We start from the raw sequence: 21358 nt of genomic DNA, 5'->3' as shown, positions 1-21358 counted from the left end.
ATCGCGGCGGAACAATTGTTTTCACCGTCAAAATTCTCTCAAAGCATAGAATCGGCTCAATTTCCCAATGATCGGACACCGAAATGAAAAAGGGTAGACAGCGGAGAGACCAGTTCGTTTCTGGGGCGGAACCGAATGACCGATACGTGGAGTCAGTGCCAAAAATTGGGGCGACGGGTTCGCACTCTCGGACTGTGCTTCGGACTGTCGGTTGTCGGGTGTGCCTCTCCGGAGTGGGATCGGCGTTCCGATGACTCGGCGGCTCGAGTGATGTCTTCAGCGTCGGAGTCGCTCAAGCGTCTGCCAAGTTGTCGCCCGGTGTCGGCATCAAAAGACGCCAAAACTTCCACGGTCGAGCAAACCGCTGCAACCGGACTCCCCACGGTTCCCGCCCCCGATGTCGTACCTTCGCAAGACGTGGTGCCATCGGCATCCGGGTTCTCCGTCGACTTTGGCGAAGTGCTGCAAATCGCTGGACGTGAAAATCCTCGAATTCATTTCGCTCAGAACCGCATTGCCGAAGCGTACGCGGACCTCGAACAGGCGGAAGTCTTGTGGTTGCCGTCGATCCGAATGGGACTCAGCTACAGCCGACACGATGGCCCTCTGCAGCGTGCCGACGGTGATGTGATCGACGTCAGTCGCAGCGCGACATACCAGGGCTTCGGGGCACGAGCGATCGGTTCTGGTCCGCCGGCCATTCCCGGTTTGTTGGCGTCGTTCCATCTTGCCGATGCGTGGATTCAACCGGAAATTGCCGAACAACGTGTCGCTGCTCGCCAATACGCTGCGACCGCTGAAAACAACGATGTCCTGCTGGATGCATCGCTGGCTTACCTCAAGTTGCTCGAAGCTCATCAGCGACATGCCATTGCGGTTGATACTCTCCAGCGTGCGGAACAATTGGCCCAACTGACGGCCAAGTACGCCAACGAAGGTCTCGCACCGCAATCCGACGCTGACCGTGCTCAAACCGAACTGACAATGCGGCAGACACTCGTCGAGCGAGCCACCGAAGACATCAACGTCGCGACTGTGCGGTTGGCTCAGGTGTTGAGTTTGGACGGCATCACCGAATTGGCCCCCCGCGAACCATCACTCACGCCGTTCGAATTGGTGTCACCACAGCGAGATCGCCACGAGTTAGTTGCTGTTGGGCTGTCCAACCGACCGGAACTTGCACAGAGTCGGCACTTGGTTGGCATGGCCTGCGAACAACTTCGCCGGGAGCAAGCCGCTCCGTTGGTGCCGAGCGTGATTCTCGGCATGAGTTACGGCGGTTTCGGCGGCGGACGAAACTCCGACGTGATCAACTACAGCGACCGCTTCGATGTGGACGTGATGGCCTACTGGGAAGTGAGAAATCTCGGTTTCGGCGAGCAAGCTGCCAGACACAAAGCGTCCGCACAGATTCATCAAGCCCAGTCCGATCAGGTGCGGCTGATGGATCAGATCGCACGAGAAGTGTTGGAGTCGCATGCCCAAGTCGATGCGAGACAACGTCAAATCGCGATCGTCGAAGGCGGAATTTCGTCCGCTCAAGCTGCCTACGAACGGGACATGCTCCGAATTCGCGAAGGCCAAGGGCTACCGATCGAAGCGTTGCAGTCCCTGCGTGCGTTCGACACGATCCGTCGGGAATATCTCCGCACGCTTGTGGATTACAACGAAGCCCAATTCCGTTTGAATCGGGCCCTTGGTTGGCCGAGTTCAATTTGACGCCAGCTCGGTTTCCGGTTCGTCGTGAATCATGAGACCATACAAACACGGCACCACCAGCAGTGTTGTGACCAAGCCCGCCAGCAAACCACCGATGACGGCACGTCCCAGCGGTGCATTCGCTTCACTGCCACGACCATGAGCCATCGCCATCGGTGCGAGCGCGAGTAACGCCGCGAGAGCAGTCATCAAAATCGGTCTCATCCGAATGCACGCCGCTTGCAGAATCGCGGGCAACGGCGGCATGAATTCATCACGCCGGAGGTTCTGGGCGTAGTCGATCAGCAACACCGTGTTCGCAACGACAATTCCCACCATGAAGATCACACCAAGCAGCGATTGCACGTTGATTGCCGTCGAAGTCACGAACAGCATCAGCACAACGCCAATCAACCCCAACGGCACGGCGAAGAGAATTACCAAAGGCATCTTGAACGATTGGAAGAGAATCACGAGCAACAGATAAACGAGAAAGGTTGCCATCAAAAATCCACCGGCCAAGTTGCTAAACATGTTCTGCATCCGAACATATTCGCCGCTAAGTTGCACTTGCACGCCGGCCAATGTTTTTTCGTGGGAATCATCCGCGTAGGGCAACCAAACACCGTCACTCTGGCGGACTCCGAATTCGTCCAGCAGCGTGACGACTTCATCGGCAATGTGCCCCAGATCACGGCCGTCGACCGCCATGGCCAGGTCAATCCCCGACTTCAAATCCTGGTGGACAACTTCGGTCGGCACACTTGAACGTCGCAGCGTCACCACGTTTCGCAGGGGAATCGATTCACCTTGCTGCGGGCTCGTGATCGGGATGTTCAGCAAAGTTTCAAGGGATTCGATATCTTCTTCGCGGTACTGCACGCCAACGTAGTATTGGCCTTTGCTGATCGGGTCGATGTAAAAATTCTTCTTGTTGAATTGAATGCTACTGTTGAGAGCCGCCACAACGTTCTTCACCACATACGGCAACGGCAGCCCTAAGTCCGCGGCACGAATTCGATCGACTTCGACGATGTATTGCGGATAGTCCAACCGTTGCAAAATCCGCGCATCGACAACGCCATGAATTTCAGTCAGACGGTCCTGGACCGCCTCGGCGATTGATCGCAACTGTGTCAAATCCTTGCCAATCACACGAATGTTGAGAGGCGTTGATTTCCCGCCGTTCATCGCCGTACGGATCATCCCGCCGGTGTCGAACCCAAACTCCAAGTCCTCGAATTTCGCGTCCTTCGCCAACTGGTCGCGAAGTCGTCGAACGTGTTCCTGAGAGGATTCATGTCGATCCGATTTCAATTGGACTTTAATCACGCCATCCATCGGGCCGGAGTTCGGCGTGTACGCAGCGGACCAATCCGCGACCGCTCCTACTTCGGACATCACAAGCTGCAAGTCGTCACCGATGCTCTGCCGAAGTTGTTCCTCGACGGCCGCCACTCGCTTTTCGGTCACTTCCAACGATGTCCCACTTTCCGCCCGCACGATGACTTCAAACGCCCCTGAATCCACTTCCGGGAAGAACTCCCGTTTCAAATGCGGACCGAACGCCACCAATGTGCCAACGAGGAGCAACATCGAGGACACCACGACTGTCAAACGGTACTTCAAGCACTTCAGCAGAGCTTTTTCGTAGGTTCGGCTCATGTGGTAGAAAACGAACTCCCAGTGGGCCAGCAGACCAGAGAACATTGCTCGCAACCGGCCGAAGATACCTCGCGGCGGAGCGGTTGTTTCATCGTGGTGTTCGTGTTCGAGCCAAGTCGCACAGCGGTTAGGCACAAGTGTCTGCGACAACAAATATGCGGCGATCATTGCAAACCCCAACGCCAACGCCATCGGTCGGAAAAGGAATTCCCCCAAGTCCGGTAGAAACGCCAACGGAGCCAACACAGCGAGTGTGCAACAAGTGGCCACAAACGCCGGTGTCGCAACTTCGCTTGCTCCGAGATAAGCAGCATCGCGTGGGTGTTCGCCTCGCATAAGATGCCGGTGCGTGTTCTCTAACCCGATGACGGCCAAGTCAACCAGCGGACCGATCGCCAACGAAAGTCCCGCGAGCGTCATCACGTTGATCGAGTTGCCCGTCGCTTTCAGACCAGCAATCGCCGCGAGCACGGAAATCGGAATCACCATCACCGCAATGCCCATCATGCGAACATTGCCGAGGAACAGCAAAATCACGAGCGAACACATCACCGCCCCCAACACGCCTTCCTCGACCAAACTATGAATCGCCTGACGAACGTAGACAGATTGATCCATCACGAGTTTCAAATCGACACCGCCTTGCGAGAGCTTTGCGGTCATGTCATCAAGTGAGTTCCGCAAGTTGTCCACGACGTCGAGCGTGCTTGCTCCGGGTTGTCGGTACACCGGAATATAAACCTGTCGACGCCCATCGACGCGGACCAAACTGTTCTGCATCAAGTTCGTATCGACCGGCGTAGCGACATCCGCGAGAAACGCAGCGTTGTCGTTTTCGCTGCGAAGCGGAATTTGGCCCATCGACTCGACGGACTCGTGCATGGCATTGGAACTGATCGCGTAGGTTCGTTCGCCAAACCGAGCCTGACCTGCGGGCACGAAGACGTTGTAATCGTCCATGGCATCCATCACCGCCAATGGCGAAAGTCCCCGAGCGGCAAGTTTGTCGCGATCGACATACGCCATGATCGCCCGCATCTTGCCACCATGAACCGCCGGTGCATTAGCGCCCGGCATGCCCATGATCATGTTACGGACTTCGTAGCGACCAATATCGTAGAGTGTCGATTCCGACGCCGTTTTACTGTCGAGCGCAATCACGCAAACCGGCGTCGTTCCCGTTGGATCGAACGGCAAAATCACGGAGGGATCGGTGCCCGGCGGCATGTTCTTCGCTGCTGCGGTGGCCAATGAACTCACCTGCGTGAGTGCTCCCGACGGGTCCACGCTGCCGTCGAAATAATTCCGCACAATACTCGCGCCCTGGATCGAACGCGACTCTTGCCGAATGCGTCCCGTGGCCTGACCGGTTTGGCGTTCCAGTCGGCTGGTGATGTTCTTTTCGATCGACTCGGCTGGCATCCCGTTGTAGAACGTCAGCACTTGCACCGCGGGCGACGTGTTCACCGGCAGAATGTCGATCGGAATGGAAACGAGGCACAACGCTCCTAGTACAACGACGGAAAGCACACCGACAATGACCGTACACGGTTGGGCCAACGAGCCTTTGATGAGAGATCGAATCATGTTGCGTGGAGTCTTCAAAAGCGTGTCAGAACGAGGCGAAACCCATCTTGCGGTGTTCCCTAAAATCAACATAGCTCACGATTTGCCGTCTCTCCGTGCGTTTTGAGCGGAATTCTTTGGACTTCCCGAAATCGAAAACCTATGAGTTGAATACCTCTGAAGTGAACTCACCGGGCCAAACTACGAGAACAACGCTTATGCACACTGATGAGACTTCCGCCGTATCCTCCCTGCCAAATACCACACCGAAACCTCATCGTCGCCGAGTCTTTGTCGCATTCACCGGGATTGCCGCTCTGAGCGGAATTGGCTTCTTGACTAGTAGCCAATCGTCCGCCGAAACGGCATCCGGGTTGTCACAGGAACCGCAGACCGAAGCGGTTGCTGAGCCACCCAAATACGACGTGCTTCGTCCAACGCCGGGCGGTCTAACACGTCGGCTCGAAATGACCGGCACGATCGAACCATTTGAATCGACAGAACTGTTCGCACGCGTGCCGGGCTACCTCAAGTCCTCTCACGTCGAGATCGGTGACGTTGTCCGTCAGGGGCAAATCCTCGCGGAGCTAGATGCTCCGGAGTTGCTCAAAGACGTGGAACGCTGTCGTGCGTTGTTGCAGCAAGCCGAAAGCCGAGTTATTCAATCGGAAGCGAGACTCGCAACCTCACGAGCAGAGCGACTGGCCAAGTCGGCACAAACCGAACAAGTCGCGGCTCAAGTCGCCGCCGCCACAGCTCAAACAAGTTTGCAGAGCAAGATGCTCACGCGGATTCGCAATTTGGCAGATCAAAATGCCGTGGAACAAAAGCTCGTCGATGAGCATGTCCATCGGTGGGAATCCGCCAAAGCCGACGAGCAGGAAGCCGAAGCGGCCGCCGCGGTCGCCGAAGCGGAGTTAGTCGCCCTGGACACTCGCATCCAGCAAGCCGAAGCCGATCTAAAAGCCGCTGAAGCGGACGTTCGTGTTGCTCGAGCAGAACTGGCCCGAGCGGAAGTCCTGAGTAGTTTCACTGCGATCAAAGCACCGTTCGACGGTGTGGTCACTCAGCGAAACTTCGATCGTGGAGCATTCGTTCGCCCCGCGACTGCAGGGGCCAAACAGTCTCTGTTCCGCATCGCCCGGACGGATCACATGCGAGTCGTCGTGCGAATTCCCAACCCCGACGTCCCCTTTGTGCAGTCCGGCCAATCGGTGCAAGTCCAGGTGGACGGGCTTCTCGGCCAAACCCTTGAGGCAAAGATCTGCCGAGTCGCTCAGCATCAAGATCGACGCACCCGCACGATGCGAGCGGAAATTGATCTCCCGAATACCGAAGGCAACCTCGTCGCGGGGATGTACGGCTCCGTGACGCTCACCATCCCGGCGTTGCCGGATGCCGTCACGATTCCGGAGTCGTCAATCGTCGCCCGCACACATCCCAACCAAGCGACGGTCGTGATCATTAAAGACGAGCAGCAAGAGCTTCGCCCTGTGACCATCGGCCGTACTGCCGACGGCCAAGTGGAAGTGCTGTCCAACTTGAAATTAGAAGATGTCTTGCTGAGCAATCCGCCTTCGTAAGACGCAACAACTCTCGTTCGCATCGACAGTGAAGCGATGGCATCCCGCTTGGAACAGAATCCGCGTGGAAATTGCGTCACCAAAATGCGATCGAGAACGCTGCAACCGAGACACTCGTTATCGGAAATCGAGCGGCGTTGACCGGTTGGTCTGAAGCGAGTCGATGGGCTTAATAAGACATCGACTCGTTGGTCCAACGCAGGCAATTCTTCCACGAATGTCACGCACGAGTCAGCCATCCGTGATTGTCAGTCGGAGCCTTCATCCGACTTGCCTACCAACTTGTAGGCGGCGGCTTGAGCTTGGCGACTGTAGTCAATGGACTCGCCAAGAATCCGCGCGGCTTCTTGGTCCGCATGAAAGCCTTTCGAGTTCTCGCTACTGATATAATCCAGCCGCCACATCGCCTTGCGTTGCAAGTCACGAATCGGTTTCAACTCTTCCTCGGTCGCTCCGGCTTTCTGAGCCGCGATGATGGCGTCCAGCATGTCGGTCATTGCAGCGGCCGCTCGATCAATCAACGATCGTGTCCGATCTTGGATTGTCTCAACTCGTGCGACGAGTTCCTTCTCGGGGACACGATGGCAAACTTGACACGCACGGTTCACATTGAGCATTGGACTGCGAACCCAGTGCGTGCTGAACTTTGTCGCTCCCTGTTTTTCATAGGGCATGTGACAGTCGCTGCAACTCACGCCGGCTCTCGCGTGAATACCTTGGCTCCACAGTTCAAACTCGGGATGTTGAGCCTTGAACACCTTCGTGCCAGTCTCTTTGTGAACATAATCGTAGAATGGCTCGTCCCCTTCGAATCGCGTCGACTCCCATTCGGCTTCCAAGTCTTCCATTTTGAGACCGTTGCTCCACGGAAAGGTCAGCGTCATCTTATTGGCACAGTAGTACTCAACGTGACACTGCCCACAGACGAAGCTCCGCATCTCCTGACGGGTCGCGAGTTCATTGGGGTCATACGGGGTTGATCGGTCCGAATCCCGCCATTTTTGGATACTCGGCAAGTGAGGAACCGGGTCGTCACTTTCAGCGAGTTTCGCAATCCCCTCGAAAAAGCCAGGTCGTGTGACGCGAATCGTCATCGTCTTCGGATCATGACAATCCACACATGAAACCGGATGGGCGTCTCCCATGTGCGGATCTTTGAACTCCGCCGGGTTACCGAAACTGTCCGGTGTTTTCAGAAGTTCCGCATGCACTTCTTCATACTTCTTCTGACTGACTGCTTCGAACCCCGCGATTACGGCGTCTTTATGAAAACCATCCGCGATGCTCTCGGGAGTGGCCTCTTGCCCCATCGCTTCCAGACCAATCCGGCGGTACGTCGGGATAATAGACGCATGGCAATGCAGACACGCCCCCGCCTGCTGAACTTCGGTCACCCGTTTGGTGACTTCCTGATCAAAAAGCATATGGCCATGCCCGCGGGCTTCGCGGTAATCAATGCTAAAGGCATAACCGGCGTAGAGACGTTTCAACCACGGGTCCGATTCCAACTTGCTCGGTGGCAATGCGTGATTGCCGCCATAGTCGGTCCATTCATTGTCGGAAGTTCGTAGATACGTCTCGTATTGCACGGGATAATTGAGCCCCCAAGGCTTGGGATCCGTGGTGGCTTCCGTGACTTCCACGACTTTCACCGTCGGCGTACGAGCCTCTTGCTTCCGTTGAAAAATGTTGATCAGCAATGCTGTCACACCAAACGTGGCGACAGACACCACGACCGTCAACAATGCCATCCAACGAAGCGTCGGTCTGCCTGCGGAACTCATCAATGACTCCGAAATACAAATGGACTAGTCGCGAACTGACTGCGAAGAAATCGGGTGAAACGCGTGACCAACATTGGAATGGCAATGCACGCAGGACTGTGTCTCGTACTGTGATCCGTCACCCACCGATGAAGTGGGCAACATGGCGTGTACCACATCCTGATGACAATCAAGACACGCGTTTTGAGTCACTCGCCGATTTCGCGGTTTGATTTCAATGGGTTCATCGTAATTTTGCAGCGTGAAGGCAAGCGAGTGAAAGAATCCGTTGTCGGCTTTCGTCACCCATTTACCGATCGGATGATGCGATAAATGACAGTCGTTGCAAACCGCGACGTGATGATGGCTACTGTTCTGCCAAGTATCGAAGTACTCCTGCATCACATGACAGTTCGCACACCCCTTTGGATCGTTACTGAGATAGCTTGCTCCTTGACCATAGCCGAACGTGAATGTTCCCACGCCCGAAAGTGTCCCGAGCAGCACACACAACACGATCGCTGCCGCTGACGATGAAAACAACGCGCGAAAAAACGGCGGACGTGGTGGTTGTTCAGGAGCCGAATCAGCCAACTTCGTTAATCCCAAAAATATGTGATTAAACGTAAACTGTAAAACAGTTTCTCTTTCGGTATTGCATATTTCAGGGAGTAGGCCAAAATTTCGACGGGAAACAGCCTGAACTAAAAATACGCACGATTCCGCATAACTGACATGTGTTGTGAGGTTGTTTCATTCGGTTTAACGATACGTGTAGAAAAGTGCGATTCCAAGTGAATGGATACGAGCACTGATTTTTGCCGATTGTCCAACTGCTTCTGTTAAACTCGCAGATGAGAATAGCAGCCCATTCACACAATCCCCTATGTAAAATAGAGTCTTCTATGAAAAAATGGAACATTCACCGGACCCAATACAAAGTAAGCGATTTTGTAAACTGGCAGAGAAACGATGAGCTAAACTTGAGTCCGAGTTTTCAGAGACGTTCAGTATGGCCAAGAGGAGCCAAATCCTATCTGGTGGATAGTATTCTAAAAGGACTTCCAATACCACCAATTATTTTACGTGACCTACCTGCAGATGTACGTACGTTCAAGGCAGTGCGTGAAGTCGTAGACGGCCAGCAACGGATTCGAACGATTTTATCCTACGTTGCCCCACAAACCTTGAACGACTATGAAGCGAAAGGAGACTTCTTCAAACTTAGCCGAACGCACACCCCTGAGTTTTCTGGGAAGACATTCCTCGAATTGCCGGACAAAATGCAGCAGCAAATACTAGACTACCAATTCATGGTGCACCTATTCCCCTCGGAAACGGATGACAGGGATATCTTAGAAATATTCGCACGAATGAATGCAACAGGTGTCAAGCTCAATAATCAAGAGCTTCGCAACGCACAATACTTTGGCGAATTCAAGACCCGCGCGTTCGTGCTGGCTGCAGAACATCTTGACCTATGGCGAAACTGGAAAACGTTCTCAGAATCTGCAATAGCAAGGATGGCCGAAGTTGAATTTGTAAGCGAGCTCATGATTTTCATCATGGATGGTGTAACTAGTAACGAAAAGAAGGTTATTGATCGCTACTACGAGGATTATGACGAGGAGTTTCCCGAGCAGGAAGAAGTTATTAGCAGGTTGCGATGGATCTTGGACAACCTGCGTGCACGACTTCCCAAGGAAGGTTCAGAAATAACAAGTTCAAAGACAATCCTCTACGCAATCTTTGCTGCAGTTTACAGTGATGCTTTTGGAATAGAATCGACATTGCGCCGTAAAAAGCCAACTGCGATAAGGAAATCTAGATGGAATGATCTTGTCGAAAAGGCATCTCAAATCACAGCTGGAACTGCTCCAAGTGATGTCTTGCTAGCATCAGAGAGAAGAGTTTCTCAGGCAAATTCCCGTAGAACAACGATTGACTACATCGCCTCTTAACACGAATTCCTATGTCCAAGAATTTCGTACAAAAGTTTACCCGGCAGATTGAAGGGTTTGAAGTAACTCGAACGCGCATCGAAGACCAATTTGAATCAAGAAGAATTCGTAAACGAGATGTAGAAACGCTATACGAAGGCTTGTTTCTTCGGGCAGTTGTATCATTTGAGGATATGCTCGAGTCAGTGTTTTTCTACGTGCTCTATAACAAATGTCGTCGCAAGATGTGGCGGCCGCAACTTCAAGGCAGTAGAAAAACGCTACGGGCTTGTGTGCTGCAGAAACAGAAGTACTTGGACTGGCTACCGATCAACCGGACAATCGAACGAGCACAATTGTTCTTAAACCAGGGACTGCCGTTTTCGCTACTAGACGATGACGATAAATCGAAGCTCAGTCAAATCGTTGCAATACGAAATGCCGTAGCCCATGCCTCTCCTCATTCCCAAGAGACGTTTAAGAAAAAAGTTGTTGGTTCCACACCGCTTCCGAAATCGGAGACGTCTCCGGCAGGTTTTTTGCGATCGATTGCACGTACGAACCCGAGAGCTTGTCGTTACCAGATATATGTTCAAAGCTTGGGGAAAGCAGCTTCCAAGCTGGCCTAACTACTAATTGCACTCGTTGGAGCGGAATGTGTACTACCATCAACATCTGCCACCCATACACATGCTTAGAACTGCAATGCTCTTAATGATGTTTTGCATATTCGCCGAGCCAAACTTCACTTTCGCCGCAAACGCAGCCGAACCACCCAAGCCAAATGTCGTGGTGATTTTCTGCGACGATTTGGGCTACGGTGATCTCGGTTGCTTTGGCCATCCAACGATTCGTACGCCGAATCTCGATCGTATGGCAGCCGAGGGGATGAAGCTCACGCAGTTCTATTCGGCCTCTCCCGTGTGTACGCCAAGCCGGGCGGCTTTGATGACTGGGCGACTTCCGGCTCGAAACGGAATGTGCAGCAACAAACGCCGAGTTTTGTTCCCGAATTCTGGTGGTGGTATCCCGGCAAATGAAGTCACGTTCGCTGAGGCTCTCAAGGACGTTGGCTATGCAACGGCGTGTGTGGGGAAGTGGCATCTCGGACATCTTCCGCAATTTCTCCCGACGAACAACGGTTTCGATACCTACTTCGGGATTCCTTATTCAAACGACATGGATCGGCTGAACGATGTCGGTCCAAGAGGCCGAGCGGCCTTCTGGGATCCCAAAGTTGAATACTGGAATGTGCCGTTGATGCGGGATCTGGAAATCATCGAACGCCCCGCCGATCAAAACACCATCACCAAACGTTACACCGATGAGGCAGTCAAGTTCATCAAGTCGCATCAAGACGGACCGTTCTTCGTCTATTTGGCACATTCCATGATGCACGTCCCGCTATTCCGATCCAGGGAATTTGCGGACACCAGTTTGCGAGGTCTCTATGGCGATGCGATGGAAGAAATTGACTGGTCCGTTGGGCAAGTGTTAGACACACTCCGCGAAACCGGGTTGGCAGACAACACACTCGTTTGGTTCTGTAGCGACAATGGACCGTGGCTGGTCTTCGACACGCACGGCGGGTCGGCGGGGCTACTCCGCGAGGGGAAAGGCACCACCTGGGAAGGCGGCATGCGGGAACCGACACTAGCCTGGTGGCCAGAACACATTCCCGCCGGTTCCGTCAGCATGGAACTTGGTTCGACCATGGATATCTATACAACGTCCCTAAAACTAGCAGGTGCCGACGTCCCAACGGATCGCGTGGTAGACGGCGTCGACTTGTCGCCCGTGCTCGTCGGTAATGGACCAAGCCCGAGGAAAGCCGTATTCTACTATCGAGGCTATCAACTCATGGCGGTGCGGATGGGACCTTGGAAAGCTCACTTTGTCACTCATGGATCCTATGGCTCCGAACCACGACAAGCCAAAAAACACGACCCACCAATTCTCTATCACCTTGACCATGACCCGAGTGAAAAATATCCGATTCAAAACGAGCATCCGGATGTGATCGACAAAATCAAAAAACTCGTGTTGGAACACCAATCCCAAATGCAGCCAGCACCATCACAACTAGAGATCCCACTCGGGAAAACCAAATAGTCGATCAACACTTAAATGGCCCCCACGCAAGTAACACGAATGTCTTACAGTTGGGGTCCTGAGTTCGCGATTTGCAGTTTCCTCGTTGGTGTGTTTATTGGAGGACATAGAGTGTGCCTCCGTCACAATGATTGGTGACATGACAATTCAGCAATCGCACTAAAGAAAAATCGTAGTGACGAAGCATTTGATTCTTGAACTCGCCAAAAGCCTTCATGCCAGCGGGTCGCCAGCATATGAGTTGGATGATCGTATGGAACTAGTCGCCGCAGCGCTCGAACAGCCGGCGACATTCTTTTCAACTCCGACAGCACTTTTTGCCACGTTCGATGACGAACCCCAAGGGACAAGGTTGCTTCGCGTCTACCCTGGTGACACCAACCTTGGGATGTACGCTGAACTCTATGCACTCCAACAGTCAATATTAGATCGGAGTATCACCGTTGAAGAAGCATGGAGTCAGCTGCAAGAAATTCGGTCACTGCCCAATAGCTACTCGTCCGCGTTTCAACTGACTTCGTATGGTATTGCCGGTGGGTGCGTCGCTGTGCTGGTCGGTGGCAATGCGACCGTTGTCGTGTCTGCGTCTGTTGTCGGCCTAATCGTCGGTGCCCTAGTACTAGGATTGTCGTATCTCAAATATCCGACACACCTCATCAATGTCATTGCTGGGTTTGTATCTGGTACGGTCACGTGTGCGGTGCAGGTTTGGTTAGCACCTGGCAACTACGAACTCACAGCATTGTCAGCTTTGATCGTGCTTGTACCGGGCCTGCACCTGACAATTAGTATCAACGAACTAGCAACACACAATCTTGCATCAGGTTCAGCTCGGATCGCTGGTGCCATGACGACGCTTCTGACGCTAGTGTTTGGCGTCTATATGGGCTCCGGATTCATTGCCGGGTTACAGCCAATACCAGCTTCTGTTGCCCCTCAAACACCATCATTGCTGGCGTCGGCCGGAGTCATGATTCCTGTCGGCCTATCTTTTGCAGTGCTATTCCGGACGCGATATCGTGACATTCTGTGGCTCTTGATTTCCACGCTGATCGGATACGGGACGTTGCGTATTGTGGGCGAGTTTTTGCGTCCGTTCGCGGCGGTTTCGATCGCTTCGGTTGTCGCTGGTGTGACGAGTCGGTTACTTTCGCAACGATTGCAACTGCCTGCCGCAGTCATGCTGATGCCGGCTCTAATTTTGCTAGTTCCAGGAAGTCTCGGCTTCACGGGCGTCGCTCACTTTATGCTACACGAAGACATTCCCGCTGGTGTTCGATTGCTTTCCACAATGTTCCTCACGGCAGTAGCAATTGTAGCGGGCCAGCTCGTGTCTGATGTGATATTCCCACCGCACGACCGCTATGACAAACGGAATCTCTCCACCGATGTTAAAACGATGGAGCATCAAAGCACTCGGAAGAAACCGTGACAGCACAATTGATAGGTGTCGATGCCACGATTCTCGGCGACGTCAGCCGCTTTGATGAGTGTCCGGTCCAGTGTCGTCATCCGTTTCGTCTTGCAAGATACTAGGGTTCCCCCTCATTGTCTAACCCCGGTGGCCCTTCTAAGACGATATCCAGTCGTTCCGCAAGGGCTACGATCGCTTCCCAGTCGTTGACAATAATGTCCTGAGAATGTGCTAGGTTATTCCTAAGCTTCTCAATCACCTTGGCGGCTTCTTCGACTTTCCGACGGGATTCGAACCGTGTTAGGTTCCGGAGTTTCTCATTGCGGGCGATGACCTGCACCTTGTCGGAAAATTGAAGGCAGTCTAGTAAACCCAGATCCTGATTCCGCCGGATCCGTTCCGCGAGAAGTTCCTCGGATTTCTTGATGCGGCCCGCTGAAAGATACTCCTTCCAACTTTCATCCAAGCAATGACGCTCGATCATTCGTGTAAATCTCATCTCGATCAACGTGACGATCCCAAATAACCACATTCGCACGGGTGGCTTTTGCAGATCCGTTCGGCTAACAATTCCTCCAACCTGTCCTAAGATTGAAACGAACAATCGTTGATGGTTTCGCAGTTTCAGAATCAGGTCTGCAAGTGGCATTGACTCCAAAATGACTTGGGAGTCATCAAATCGTTTGATTGCGTCAGTGACCGAGTCTTTCAGGTCTCTGAGCTCAGCATAACCGACCACCCGCCCTTCATGACGGATGCCAACAACCTCGAACCGTTTTGATTCCATGTGAGCACGAAGCTCCTTTGCCTGACATGTGTCATCAAAGGAAATCAATGGCTCGGCAATGTCGTAAACGACGAACGCTTGTTGGAAGACTCGGCGGAGACTTTGAACGGTTGAGGTATTGAGATTCATAGGAAACAATGATCAAACAGAAATTCAGAATTCGGCTACTCAGCCCAGCAACTGAAAAGTCAAGACCTAACGAACCCGAAACATGATTGTAGTTGCGATCGGACGGTATAATAAATCATCGTTGGCATCAACGTCGATGAAGTCTGCCACCGTAACTACTTCATGCAGGCAGTTGTCGCCGCCAGTGAACACCAGCCTGCGGTCTTGCTCGTGTACTGTACGTCGCATTCTTTACAATCCAAGTTACTTTGGTTCGTCGCTTGCATCTAGCAACTTGAAACCGGCTTCCTGATCGGGTAGTGCCGACTGAACGATGCCGATACAGCCAGTGGCTTTCTTACATTGCCCTCTAGCCACGAGTAGCCGACCATTGGACAGTCCCTCGATACCCAACGAACAATCAAGTTTATACCGGCCTTTCATCTCAAAGTTGGCGTCTGTCACCAGCAAAATTCTCGGATCGCCGTAGCATCCAAACCACCAGCGGTCGTGAGCAAATGTTGCGGTCTGAATCCCCAAATGGGTGTGGCCGCTTTTGACCGTGTGTTTCTTCACGAATTTAAAACTGTCGTCGTATTCATAGGCATAGTTTTCGTTCACACCATCTGGTAGCCCGCCCACGACGAAGTAGTGACCGTTTCGATGACCGATCCCACCTGCACCGTGGAAGACTTCTTGGGTTTCGTGTCGAGCAACCTCTTGAAGTGACTCAGCATCGTAGACGTAAATCCATGAGTCAGCATTGCCATTGGGGTCGTTGAATTTCCCGAGGTTCACAGCGACATAGAGTTTCCCATCGCGATGACAAAGATCGCCATGATGATTAGCGACTGGGATCTTCTTGATCAACTTGCCGTTCATGTCGGTCTTCACAAGCGTCGTCGTGAACGACCAATAAATTGATTTCTCATCGGTACACACTCCCTGCAGATGATGTGGATACATTCCTTCGCAACGAGCATTCAACATCTCTCCGCGGCCGTTATCAACTTTGATCCAATCGACTTCCAATCGGAACGGGCCGGCCTGCTTGTCGCCGAGAAGAATCCCAATCTTATCGATCTCATCGGGATCGAATTTTGCGGTCTTTACAACTTGCCCAAATGAGGTCGCCGCGAATTTCTCAAGCGGAATGCGGACTTCGATCCACTTGTCTTTCTTTGTCCTGAACGATGCTCGATACGAAAAGGCAATTTGGGCAGTCGACGGGTATAGATTTAGGTTGTATTCCCGGCCGTCGCCACGAACCCTCAGGACAAATTCGTCGCCCTGCTTGAGATTGAGTTTCGTGGGGCGTGTCCTTACCGAGGCAAATCCGCCGTTATTTTCTAGAGACAGCGTTCCGAAAAACTGCATCGTCTGATTGTTGCTAATCTTGAAACTTCCGTCGGAGCGACCGCCCATCACACCGTCATTCACACTCTGCCATTGTTTGGCCGCATCGGCAGCGTTGAAATTGAACAGCGTCCGAGGTTCGCTATGATCAGCAGCCCGTGTTGCTCCACCAATAGATAAGACTATCAACATCGTTCGAAATAGCATGTTGTCAATTCCTTGGTCGGATCGCGTCTGGTGTGGGCCGCACGCTGAGCAGATGTTCTTCGCCAACAGGCTTCGATTCTACCAAGACCAAGAGGTGGTGAGAATCGAATCGCTGCCGCCCTTGATGGCAGGGGTTTTTCCAGGAGGTCGCCAATTCACACCCCAACCGGATTTTGCCGAGTCGGTGGAATACCATCTTTACCGGACCGCTTGATGAATATGCTGCTTAGAAAAGACTCAACTTCAGAGACGCATTGCTTCACGTTTCGCTTTGATGAAACGGCAGTGATGGGGAATGTGGTTTGTGATATTTTGCAGTAGTTTCTCAAGGGACAATGGGCCGTCTTCGGAATGAGTTCCAATTCGCTGGAAATCGGACGGCGAAAGCGTGCGTAGGATCGTCGCGATCTGTTCTCTAGTCGCGTTGATTAGCTGAAGCTCGTTCTGAATGGTGCGGTGGGAATACGCTAGTCCAGCGGCGAACACATCAGGATCACCTCCGAAAAAGGTCGGATTGTCTTCTGCGATAACACGCTTCATTCGGTCTGCATAGATTGGTTCAAAGTCGGCAATATGGCAGACAATTTGTTGAGTTGACCATTGCCCCGGAATTGGTGACTGATTGAGCTGCTCTGCGTTCATACCCTCAATCGCATTGACTAGCATTTCTGGGCCTGCTAGGTATTGATCGATTAGTTCATTACGAGTCATTGCAAAACCTTATGGAGATTCTTGCTTGAGTGACATCCGAATGACGAGTCCTGCGGTTCGATCGTCATTGCTACTTCGAGCCGGCAGGTGGCATTTTAGGCAGGAGGCCGAAAGGCGAATTGCGCCGACATACTGATACGATTTCTCCGTCTGGGTTTCGAACCACTCTTTCCCTGATTTGAGAGCTTTGACCGCTGCCTTGTCAAAATCGCTTCTCGGTTCGTGATCGATATCCATTGCTCTTGCATCAATGGCCAGCCAACGGAGATGGACTTGATGGCTGCGTGCCAACTCCTTGAACACATCCTCAAGCGAATGCGAGGGGATCGGTAACCCCTGGTCCTCACGAAAGAAATCGCGATGCATCACTTGCAAAGAACCGTGGATGGTTTCGTGCAACAGCTGCGCTCGACCACGGGCTTCTTGAACGCTGCTTGGCAAACGACTGTCATTCGACTTCGTTTGATCGGATTTCCCCGAGTTCCGAGTTTGGTCGTCTGCCACGGCCGTATGTGATCGAGATTGTTGCGGGAGTCCAAAGAATAATACTGCAATTGATCCGACTACGATGCTAAAGCAGGCGACATGTGAGCACTGACGAAACAAGAGAAACCTCCACGGTCGTTATAGGTAGGAATTGATCAGCAGAGTGTGTCTTTGCAGGTTAGAAGTGCCGAATTTCAAACGTCTTGGCGGGGACATCCATTTGTTGTGAGGAAGCGTGCAACCAATCCATTGGTTCGGTTGCGAACATGCTGTCGTGCGTTTCAAACCTCACTTAATAGCAGGACGCCATCGGACTAGTGTCGCTGCATCCAATCCTTTTCCACGATGACTAGTTCTTGAGTCACAAAGCGTACTAGTCGCGATGATGTAGTCGATTAGGTAAGGCTACTCGCGATATCTTCAGCTTATCGATCTCCCGCGATTCCTGGCTACCCTACCTTTTGCAAAACAAAACATGCATTTCCTGTGCATGTTATACCGAAACGGGATGCTGCTGTCCAGTTTATTGGGTCACTCGTGTGTTTTGAGATCAACGCGGCATTCCAATGGTTAAGGCGGAACGAATTGATCGGTTTCTTCTGCAAATTCATCGATTGTGAACCGCTTCACCGAAGTTGACCTTGGGACGCAATGCCGGGATACTCAACTTTCACATCGAAAGTGATCGATCAAGAAGCTCGATTGGAGATCAGCGAATGAAACTCTGGACACAATTCCGCTCATCAGGACGGTTTCAGCCGTCACGCATCACCGTGGTGTTTTTTCTTTTGATTGTGGTGGCACCGATCTTGTCGCTAGTCGGTGGCAGTCATGTTTACAGTGCGGAGCGTGTGCGTGTTCCCAATATTGTCCTCATCATGGCAGATGATTTGGGTATCGAATGCTTGCCAAGTTACGGGGGGACAGATTACGAAACGCCGTTTTTAGATGTCATGGCTCTCACTGGGATGCGGTTCACACATGCGTATTCGCAACCGTTGTGTTCGCCCACGCGGTTGGAATTGATGACTGGTCGGGATAACCACCGCAATTGGCAGTCGTTCGGGATTCTCACGCAAGGCGAGAAAACATTTGGGCATTTGATGAGCAATGCAGGATTCAAGACCTGCCTCGCTGGGAAATGGCAATTGACGAGTTACGACCCGCCGGAGTTTCCAGGCTCAGGGCGACGTCGCGGTACCGGGACACATCCCAAAGACGCGGGCTTCGATGAGTATTCGCTTTTCCATGCTGAGGAGACGGAAGACAAGGGCTCTCGATATGCTAATCCAACGTTCTTGCGGAACGGCAAACTTCATCGTGAGGTTGCGGGAGCATATGGGGAAGACCTGACTGTGGAGTTCATCTTGGACTTCATGAAACGACACCGTGACGAGCCGCAGTTTGTTTACTACCCGATGGCGTTGCCGCACTGGCCAATGGTGCCTACGCCGCACTCAAAAGTGTGGAACGATTCCAACCGGCGACTCGAAGAGGCGACCGACTATTTTCCCGATATGGTCGCGTATATGGACCATACGATTAAAACGCTCGTGCACGGCATCGAAGAACTGGGATTGCGAGAACAAACCTTAGTTCTGTTCTACTCCGACAACGGCACCGATCGGCGGATTCAATCGAAGTTTCGTGGTCAGACGATTCCTGGTGGAAAGGGAGCCGTAACACAGAACGGGATTCGTGTCCCGTTGATCGCGTGGTGGCCGGGAACAATTGAAAGCGGTGTGTGCGATGATTTAATCGATCCGTCAGACTTTCTCCCGACTCTCGCGGAACTCGCAAAAACCGAAATCCCGACGAATTGGCAGACCGATGGAGTGAGTTTCGCCCCGCAGTTGTTTGGTGAGAAAGGATCGCCACGCGAGTGGGCGTTCTTCTGGTATGATCCGCGACCGGGTTGGGACAAAGAGAAGTTTTCGCGGCACGTCTTTGCATTGGATCAGCGATACAAGCTATTCTCCGACGGTCGACTGTTCGACATTCGTGGTACAGGTTTCCGTGAGGTTGCGGTCAACACCACACAACTTACCGACGAGCAACGTGCCGCCCAAACGAAGTTGCAAGCAGCGATTGATCAAATGATGCAACCGCCGCTTTCACCTCGTGTCCATGAGGAAGTCGATGCGTTTGGCGAACCGGTGAAAGCTCGTTAACGCCGGAATTAGAAATTCATTTTACTTTGCACTCTGTGTTCCGCGTGTGTTTCTTCATGGAAACACCGCCGGGCATAGGAAGAACTGTCTCAATCAATACCATGACGAACACACACCGCGTTGGATTCATTGGCACCGGACGTATGGCGACTTCACTGGCCGCAGGTTTGCGGTCGGCTGGGTTGGTAGATGCATCATCGCTATTTGGGACCGATGTGGTCGCAGCAGCGGCGGCAGAATTTCAGAAACAGACCGACGGCCAAATTGTCGACTCGGTTGCGGACTTGGCTGCAAAATCCGATGTCGTGTTTCTGTCGGTGAAACCGCAACATATGGGTGGGGTGCTGGACGGATTGTCGGACTCGCTGACCGACTCGCATTTGGTTGTTTCGATTGCCGCTGGTGTGCCGCTGCAAACGATGACCACCCACTTGGGCGAACAACGACGGTTGGTGCGTGTGATGCCCAATACGCCATGTCTCGTCAGCGCGGGGGCGTCAGCGTTCGCGATGGGGACGAGTGCCACACGTGAGGACGCGGAGTTGGTCAAGAGTCTGCTCGAGACTGTGGGGATTGCAGTTGAGGTTCCCGAGTCGTTGTTGGATGCCGTAACCGGGCTTTCAGGCAGTGGCCCGGCCTATGTGTATCAGATCATCGAGGCCCTCAGCGATGGTGGTGTTCGTATGGGGTTGCCTCGACAGGTCGCCACGCAATTGGCGGCTCAAACGCTCTTGGGAGCCGCTCAGATGGTACTCGAAACTGGCGAACATCCGGGAGCGCTTAAGGACGCTGTTACGAGTCCCGGGGGAACAACCATCACCGGTTTGCATGCCTTGGAACGCGGTGGCGTGCGGGCTTCGTTGATGAACGCCGTCGAAGCCGCTACGAAGCGGTCCCAGGAACTTGGCTCGACGTAGTCGCCTGAGTCTTCGAAGCGGTTGCCGAGTGATTCTTCCGTCGCCGAATGATGTAGCCGGAGAGCCACAACGCGAAACAGGCAATCAGCAGTCCACCGCACCAATCCCAGATCGAGTGTTGTTTGGTCGTCAGGATGGATGCAGACAACACCACGCCGGCCACGCAAAACGGGATGGCGTATCGATGACGTTCGGCAAGTGCAATCCAACAGCAGATTGTTGGCAACACGATGTGCAATGACGGAAACGCACAGGCGGGCGAGTCCATTGCAGCGAGCCATCGAAAGAGTTGGCCATCCCAACGATCCGGCAACGTCATCAAGTCCGGTCGGCGACAAAGTGTTGGGAAGAACAGAAAGATTGGCAGGACGATCGCGACGCAAATTCCATACGCCAAAATCGCCCGGCGAATGGTTTCATTGCGTCGTGCAAGCAGAACGGGAATCACTCCGCCGAGCAGCAACACAAAATAGGGAATGACCGTCCATGGCCAAAATGGAATCCATTCGTCGATCGCAGTCAGCGGCAACTTATGTGTCGGGAACCATTGAACATGGTTCATGGTCATATAGAAGACCGTCTGAATCGTTGCTAGCAGCAACAGCACGCAAACGTTCTGTCTCAGCGACCGAGATGAAGTTTCAGAACGAGGAGTCGGCGCGAGCATTGTTCTTCGATGAAGACGTCTTGATGAAAAATTCTCGAATTTTCCATCATCTTCATTTTGAGACGAAGTTCAATCCCGACCGATGAAAAAGCCCTCTGAGTTCCCAACTCGATCACATGGTCTAATGTTGTATCCAACCTGAATTGACATGTTCGCAATTTGCGATGAGCACGCCAACGAGCGTGCGGTGGAAGGTTCTGGAACCCG

The 21358-nt window shown here is 52.8% G+C and carries 17 protein-coding genes; 8 read left to right on the top strand and 9 right to left on the bottom strand.

The window, feature by feature from the left end; genetic code table 11:
• Nucleotides 1-135: 135 nt before the first annotated feature.
• A complete protein-coding gene (locus tag G6R38_RS08315) occupies nucleotides 136-1719 on the top strand; it encodes a TolC family protein (RefSeq protein WP_166822731.1) in 1584 nt (527 codons plus the stop codon).
• Here the strand turns inward: G6R38_RS08315 and G6R38_RS08310 are convergent.
• Nucleotides 1711-4950, bottom strand: coding sequence for an efflux RND transporter permease subunit (locus G6R38_RS08310; protein WP_206028507.1), 3240 nt, complete (start codon nucleotides 4948-4950; stop codon nucleotides 1711-1713). The two genes, G6R38_RS08315 and G6R38_RS08310, sit on opposite strands and share 9 nt — an antisense overlap.
• Nucleotides 4951-5147: 197 nt before the next feature.
• Here G6R38_RS08310 and G6R38_RS08305 point away from each other — a divergent pair, with 197 nt between their 5' ends.
• Nucleotides 5148-6512, top strand: coding sequence for an efflux RND transporter periplasmic adaptor subunit (locus tag G6R38_RS08305; protein ID WP_166822728.1), 1365 nt, complete (start codon nucleotides 5148-5150; stop codon nucleotides 6510-6512).
• 248 nt (nucleotides 6513-6760) lie between these two features.
• On the opposite strand, the gene G6R38_RS08300 is transcribed toward G6R38_RS08305, so the two are convergent.
• Both G6R38_RS08300 and nrfH read right to left on the bottom strand, forming a co-directional pair.
• Nucleotides 6761-8296, bottom strand: coding sequence for an ammonia-forming cytochrome c nitrite reductase subunit c552 (locus G6R38_RS08300; RefSeq protein ID WP_166822725.1), 1536 nt, complete (start codon nucleotides 8294-8296; stop codon nucleotides 6761-6763).
• A gap of 24 nt (nucleotides 8297-8320) precedes the next feature.
• Complete coding sequence (gene nrfH / locus G6R38_RS08295; RefSeq protein WP_166822722.1) at nucleotides 8321-8869, bottom strand: cytochrome c nitrite reductase small subunit; 549 nt, start codon at nucleotides 8867-8869, stop codon at nucleotides 8321-8323.
• A 311-nt stretch (nucleotides 8870-9180) separates the two neighbouring features.
• On the opposite strand from nrfH, the gene G6R38_RS08290 reads away from it, so the two are divergent.
• The 4 genes from G6R38_RS08290 to G6R38_RS08275 all read left to right on the top strand — a co-directional run bounded on the left by G6R38_RS08290 (nucleotide 9181) and on the right by G6R38_RS08275 (nucleotide 13759).
• Nucleotides 9181-10236: a DUF262 domain-containing protein gene (locus tag G6R38_RS08290; protein WP_166822719.1), complete on the top strand. Its 1056-nt coding sequence runs from the start codon at nucleotides 9181-9183 to the stop codon at nucleotides 10234-10236.
• Nucleotides 10237-10247: 11 nt separating this feature from the next.
• Complete coding sequence (locus G6R38_RS08285; RefSeq protein WP_166822716.1) at nucleotides 10248-10844, top strand: hypothetical protein; 597 nt, start codon at nucleotides 10248-10250, stop codon at nucleotides 10842-10844.
• A gap of 88 nt (nucleotides 10845-10932) precedes the next feature.
• Nucleotides 10933-12327 carry a sulfatase family protein gene (locus G6R38_RS08280; RefSeq protein ID WP_390881384.1) on the top strand — a complete coding sequence of 465 codons (1395 nt, stop codon included), beginning with the start codon at nucleotides 10933-10935 and terminating at the stop codon, nucleotides 12325-12327.
• A gap of 175 nt (nucleotides 12328-12502) precedes the next feature.
• Nucleotides 12503-13759 (top strand): threonine/serine exporter family protein, encoded by a 1257-nt coding sequence (locus G6R38_RS08275; RefSeq protein WP_206028506.1) that lies wholly within the window; start codon nucleotides 12503-12505, stop codon nucleotides 13757-13759.
• 100 nt (nucleotides 13760-13859) lie between these two features.
• On the opposite strand, the gene G6R38_RS08270 is transcribed toward G6R38_RS08275, so the two are convergent.
• The 5 genes from G6R38_RS08270 to G6R38_RS08245 form a co-directional block, all read right to left on the bottom strand.
• On the bottom strand, nucleotides 13860-14657 hold the full coding sequence (locus tag G6R38_RS08270; RefSeq protein ID WP_166822712.1) for a hypothetical protein: 798 nt from the start codon (nucleotides 14655-14657) through the stop codon (nucleotides 13860-13862).
• Nucleotides 14658-14723: 66 nt separating this feature from the next.
• A complete protein-coding gene (locus G6R38_RS08265; RefSeq protein WP_166822709.1) occupies nucleotides 14724-14885 on the bottom strand; it encodes a hypothetical protein in 162 nt (53 codons plus the stop codon).
• A gap of 15 nt (nucleotides 14886-14900) precedes the next feature.
• Nucleotides 14901-16199: a CIA30 family protein gene (locus G6R38_RS27830; protein ID WP_206028505.1), complete on the bottom strand. Its 1299-nt coding sequence runs from the start codon at nucleotides 16197-16199 to the stop codon at nucleotides 14901-14903.
• 243 nt (nucleotides 16200-16442) lie between these two features.
• On the bottom strand, nucleotides 16443-16910 hold the full coding sequence (locus tag G6R38_RS08250) for a DinB family protein (RefSeq protein WP_166822706.1): 468 nt from the start codon (nucleotides 16908-16910) through the stop codon (nucleotides 16443-16445).
• A 9-nt stretch (nucleotides 16911-16919) separates the two neighbouring features.
• Nucleotides 16920-17414: a c-type heme family protein gene (locus tag G6R38_RS08245; protein WP_240928117.1), complete on the bottom strand. Its 495-nt coding sequence runs from the start codon at nucleotides 17412-17414 to the stop codon at nucleotides 16920-16922.
• A 698-nt stretch (nucleotides 17415-18112) separates the two neighbouring features.
• Here G6R38_RS08245 and G6R38_RS08240 point away from each other — a divergent pair.
• On the top strand, nucleotides 18113-19567 hold the full coding sequence (locus tag G6R38_RS08240) for a sulfatase-like hydrolase/transferase (RefSeq protein WP_166822703.1): 1455 nt from the start codon (nucleotides 18113-18115) through the stop codon (nucleotides 19565-19567).
• A 101-nt stretch (nucleotides 19568-19668) separates the two neighbouring features.
• A complete protein-coding gene (gene proC, locus G6R38_RS08235) occupies nucleotides 19669-20484 on the top strand; it encodes a pyrroline-5-carboxylate reductase (protein ID WP_166822700.1) in 816 nt (271 codons plus the stop codon).
• Here the strand turns inward: proC and G6R38_RS08230 are convergent.
• Nucleotides 20450-21091 (bottom strand): phosphatase PAP2 family protein, encoded by a 642-nt coding sequence (locus G6R38_RS08230; RefSeq protein WP_166822697.1) that lies wholly within the window; start codon nucleotides 21089-21091, stop codon nucleotides 20450-20452. The genes proC and G6R38_RS08230 overlap by 35 nt on opposite strands.
• Nucleotides 21092-21358 lie beyond the last annotated feature (267 nt).

This window comes from Thalassoroseus pseudoceratinae, from assembly GCF_011634775.1.
GTDB classification, from domain to species: Bacteria; Planctomycetota; Planctomycetia; order Planctomycetales; family Planctomycetaceae; genus Thalassoroseus; species Thalassoroseus pseudoceratinae.
Note: the sequence above shows the minus strand (reverse complement) of the source record. Positions and strands in the feature narration are given on the sequence as shown.

What these genes read in the sequence shown, in the direction of transcription:
- G6R38_RS08305 (WP_166822728.1), top strand. Translation starts at nt 5,148, where the DNA reads ATGCACACTGATGAGACTTCCGCCGTATCCTCCCTGCCAAATACCACA.
- G6R38_RS08285 (WP_166822716.1), top strand. Translation starts at nt 10,248, where the DNA reads ATGTCCAAGAATTTCGTACAAAAGTTTACCCGGCAGATTGAAGGGTTT.
- G6R38_RS08280 (WP_390881384.1), top strand. Translation starts at nt 10,933, where the DNA reads ATGTTTTGCATATTCGCCGAGCCAAACTTCACTTTCGCCGCAAACGCA.
- proC (WP_166822700.1), top strand. Translation starts at nt 19,669, where the DNA reads ATGACGAACACACACCGCGTTGGATTCATTGGCACCGGACGTATGGCG.
- G6R38_RS08315 (WP_166822731.1), top strand. Translation starts at nt 136, where the DNA reads ATGACCGATACGTGGAGTCAGTGCCAAAAATTGGGGCGACGGGTTCGC.
- G6R38_RS08250 (WP_166822706.1), bottom strand. Translation starts at nt 16,910, where the DNA reads ATGACTCGTAATGAACTAATCGATCAATACCTAGCAGGCCCAGAAATG.
- G6R38_RS08240 (WP_166822703.1), top strand. Translation starts at nt 18,113, where the DNA reads ATGAAACTCTGGACACAATTCCGCTCATCAGGACGGTTTCAGCCGTCA.
- G6R38_RS08265 (WP_166822709.1), bottom strand. Translation starts at nt 14,885, where the DNA reads ATGCGACGTACAGTACACGAGCAAGACCGCAGGCTGGTGTTCACTGGC.
- G6R38_RS08310 (WP_206028507.1), bottom strand. Translation starts at nt 4,950, where the DNA reads ATGATTCGATCTCTCATCAAAGGCTCGTTGGCCCAACCGTGTACGGTC.
- G6R38_RS08300 (WP_166822725.1), bottom strand. Translation starts at nt 8,296, where the DNA reads ATGAGTTCCGCAGGCAGACCGACGCTTCGTTGGATGGCATTGTTGACG.
- G6R38_RS27830 (WP_206028505.1), bottom strand. Translation starts at nt 16,199, where the DNA reads ATGCTATTTCGAACGATGTTGATAGTCTTATCTATTGGTGGAGCAACA.
- G6R38_RS08290 (WP_166822719.1), top strand. Translation starts at nt 9,181, where the DNA reads ATGAAAAAATGGAACATTCACCGGACCCAATACAAAGTAAGCGATTTT.
- G6R38_RS08270 (WP_166822712.1), bottom strand. Translation starts at nt 14,657, where the DNA reads ATGAATCTCAATACCTCAACCGTTCAAAGTCTCCGCCGAGTCTTCCAA.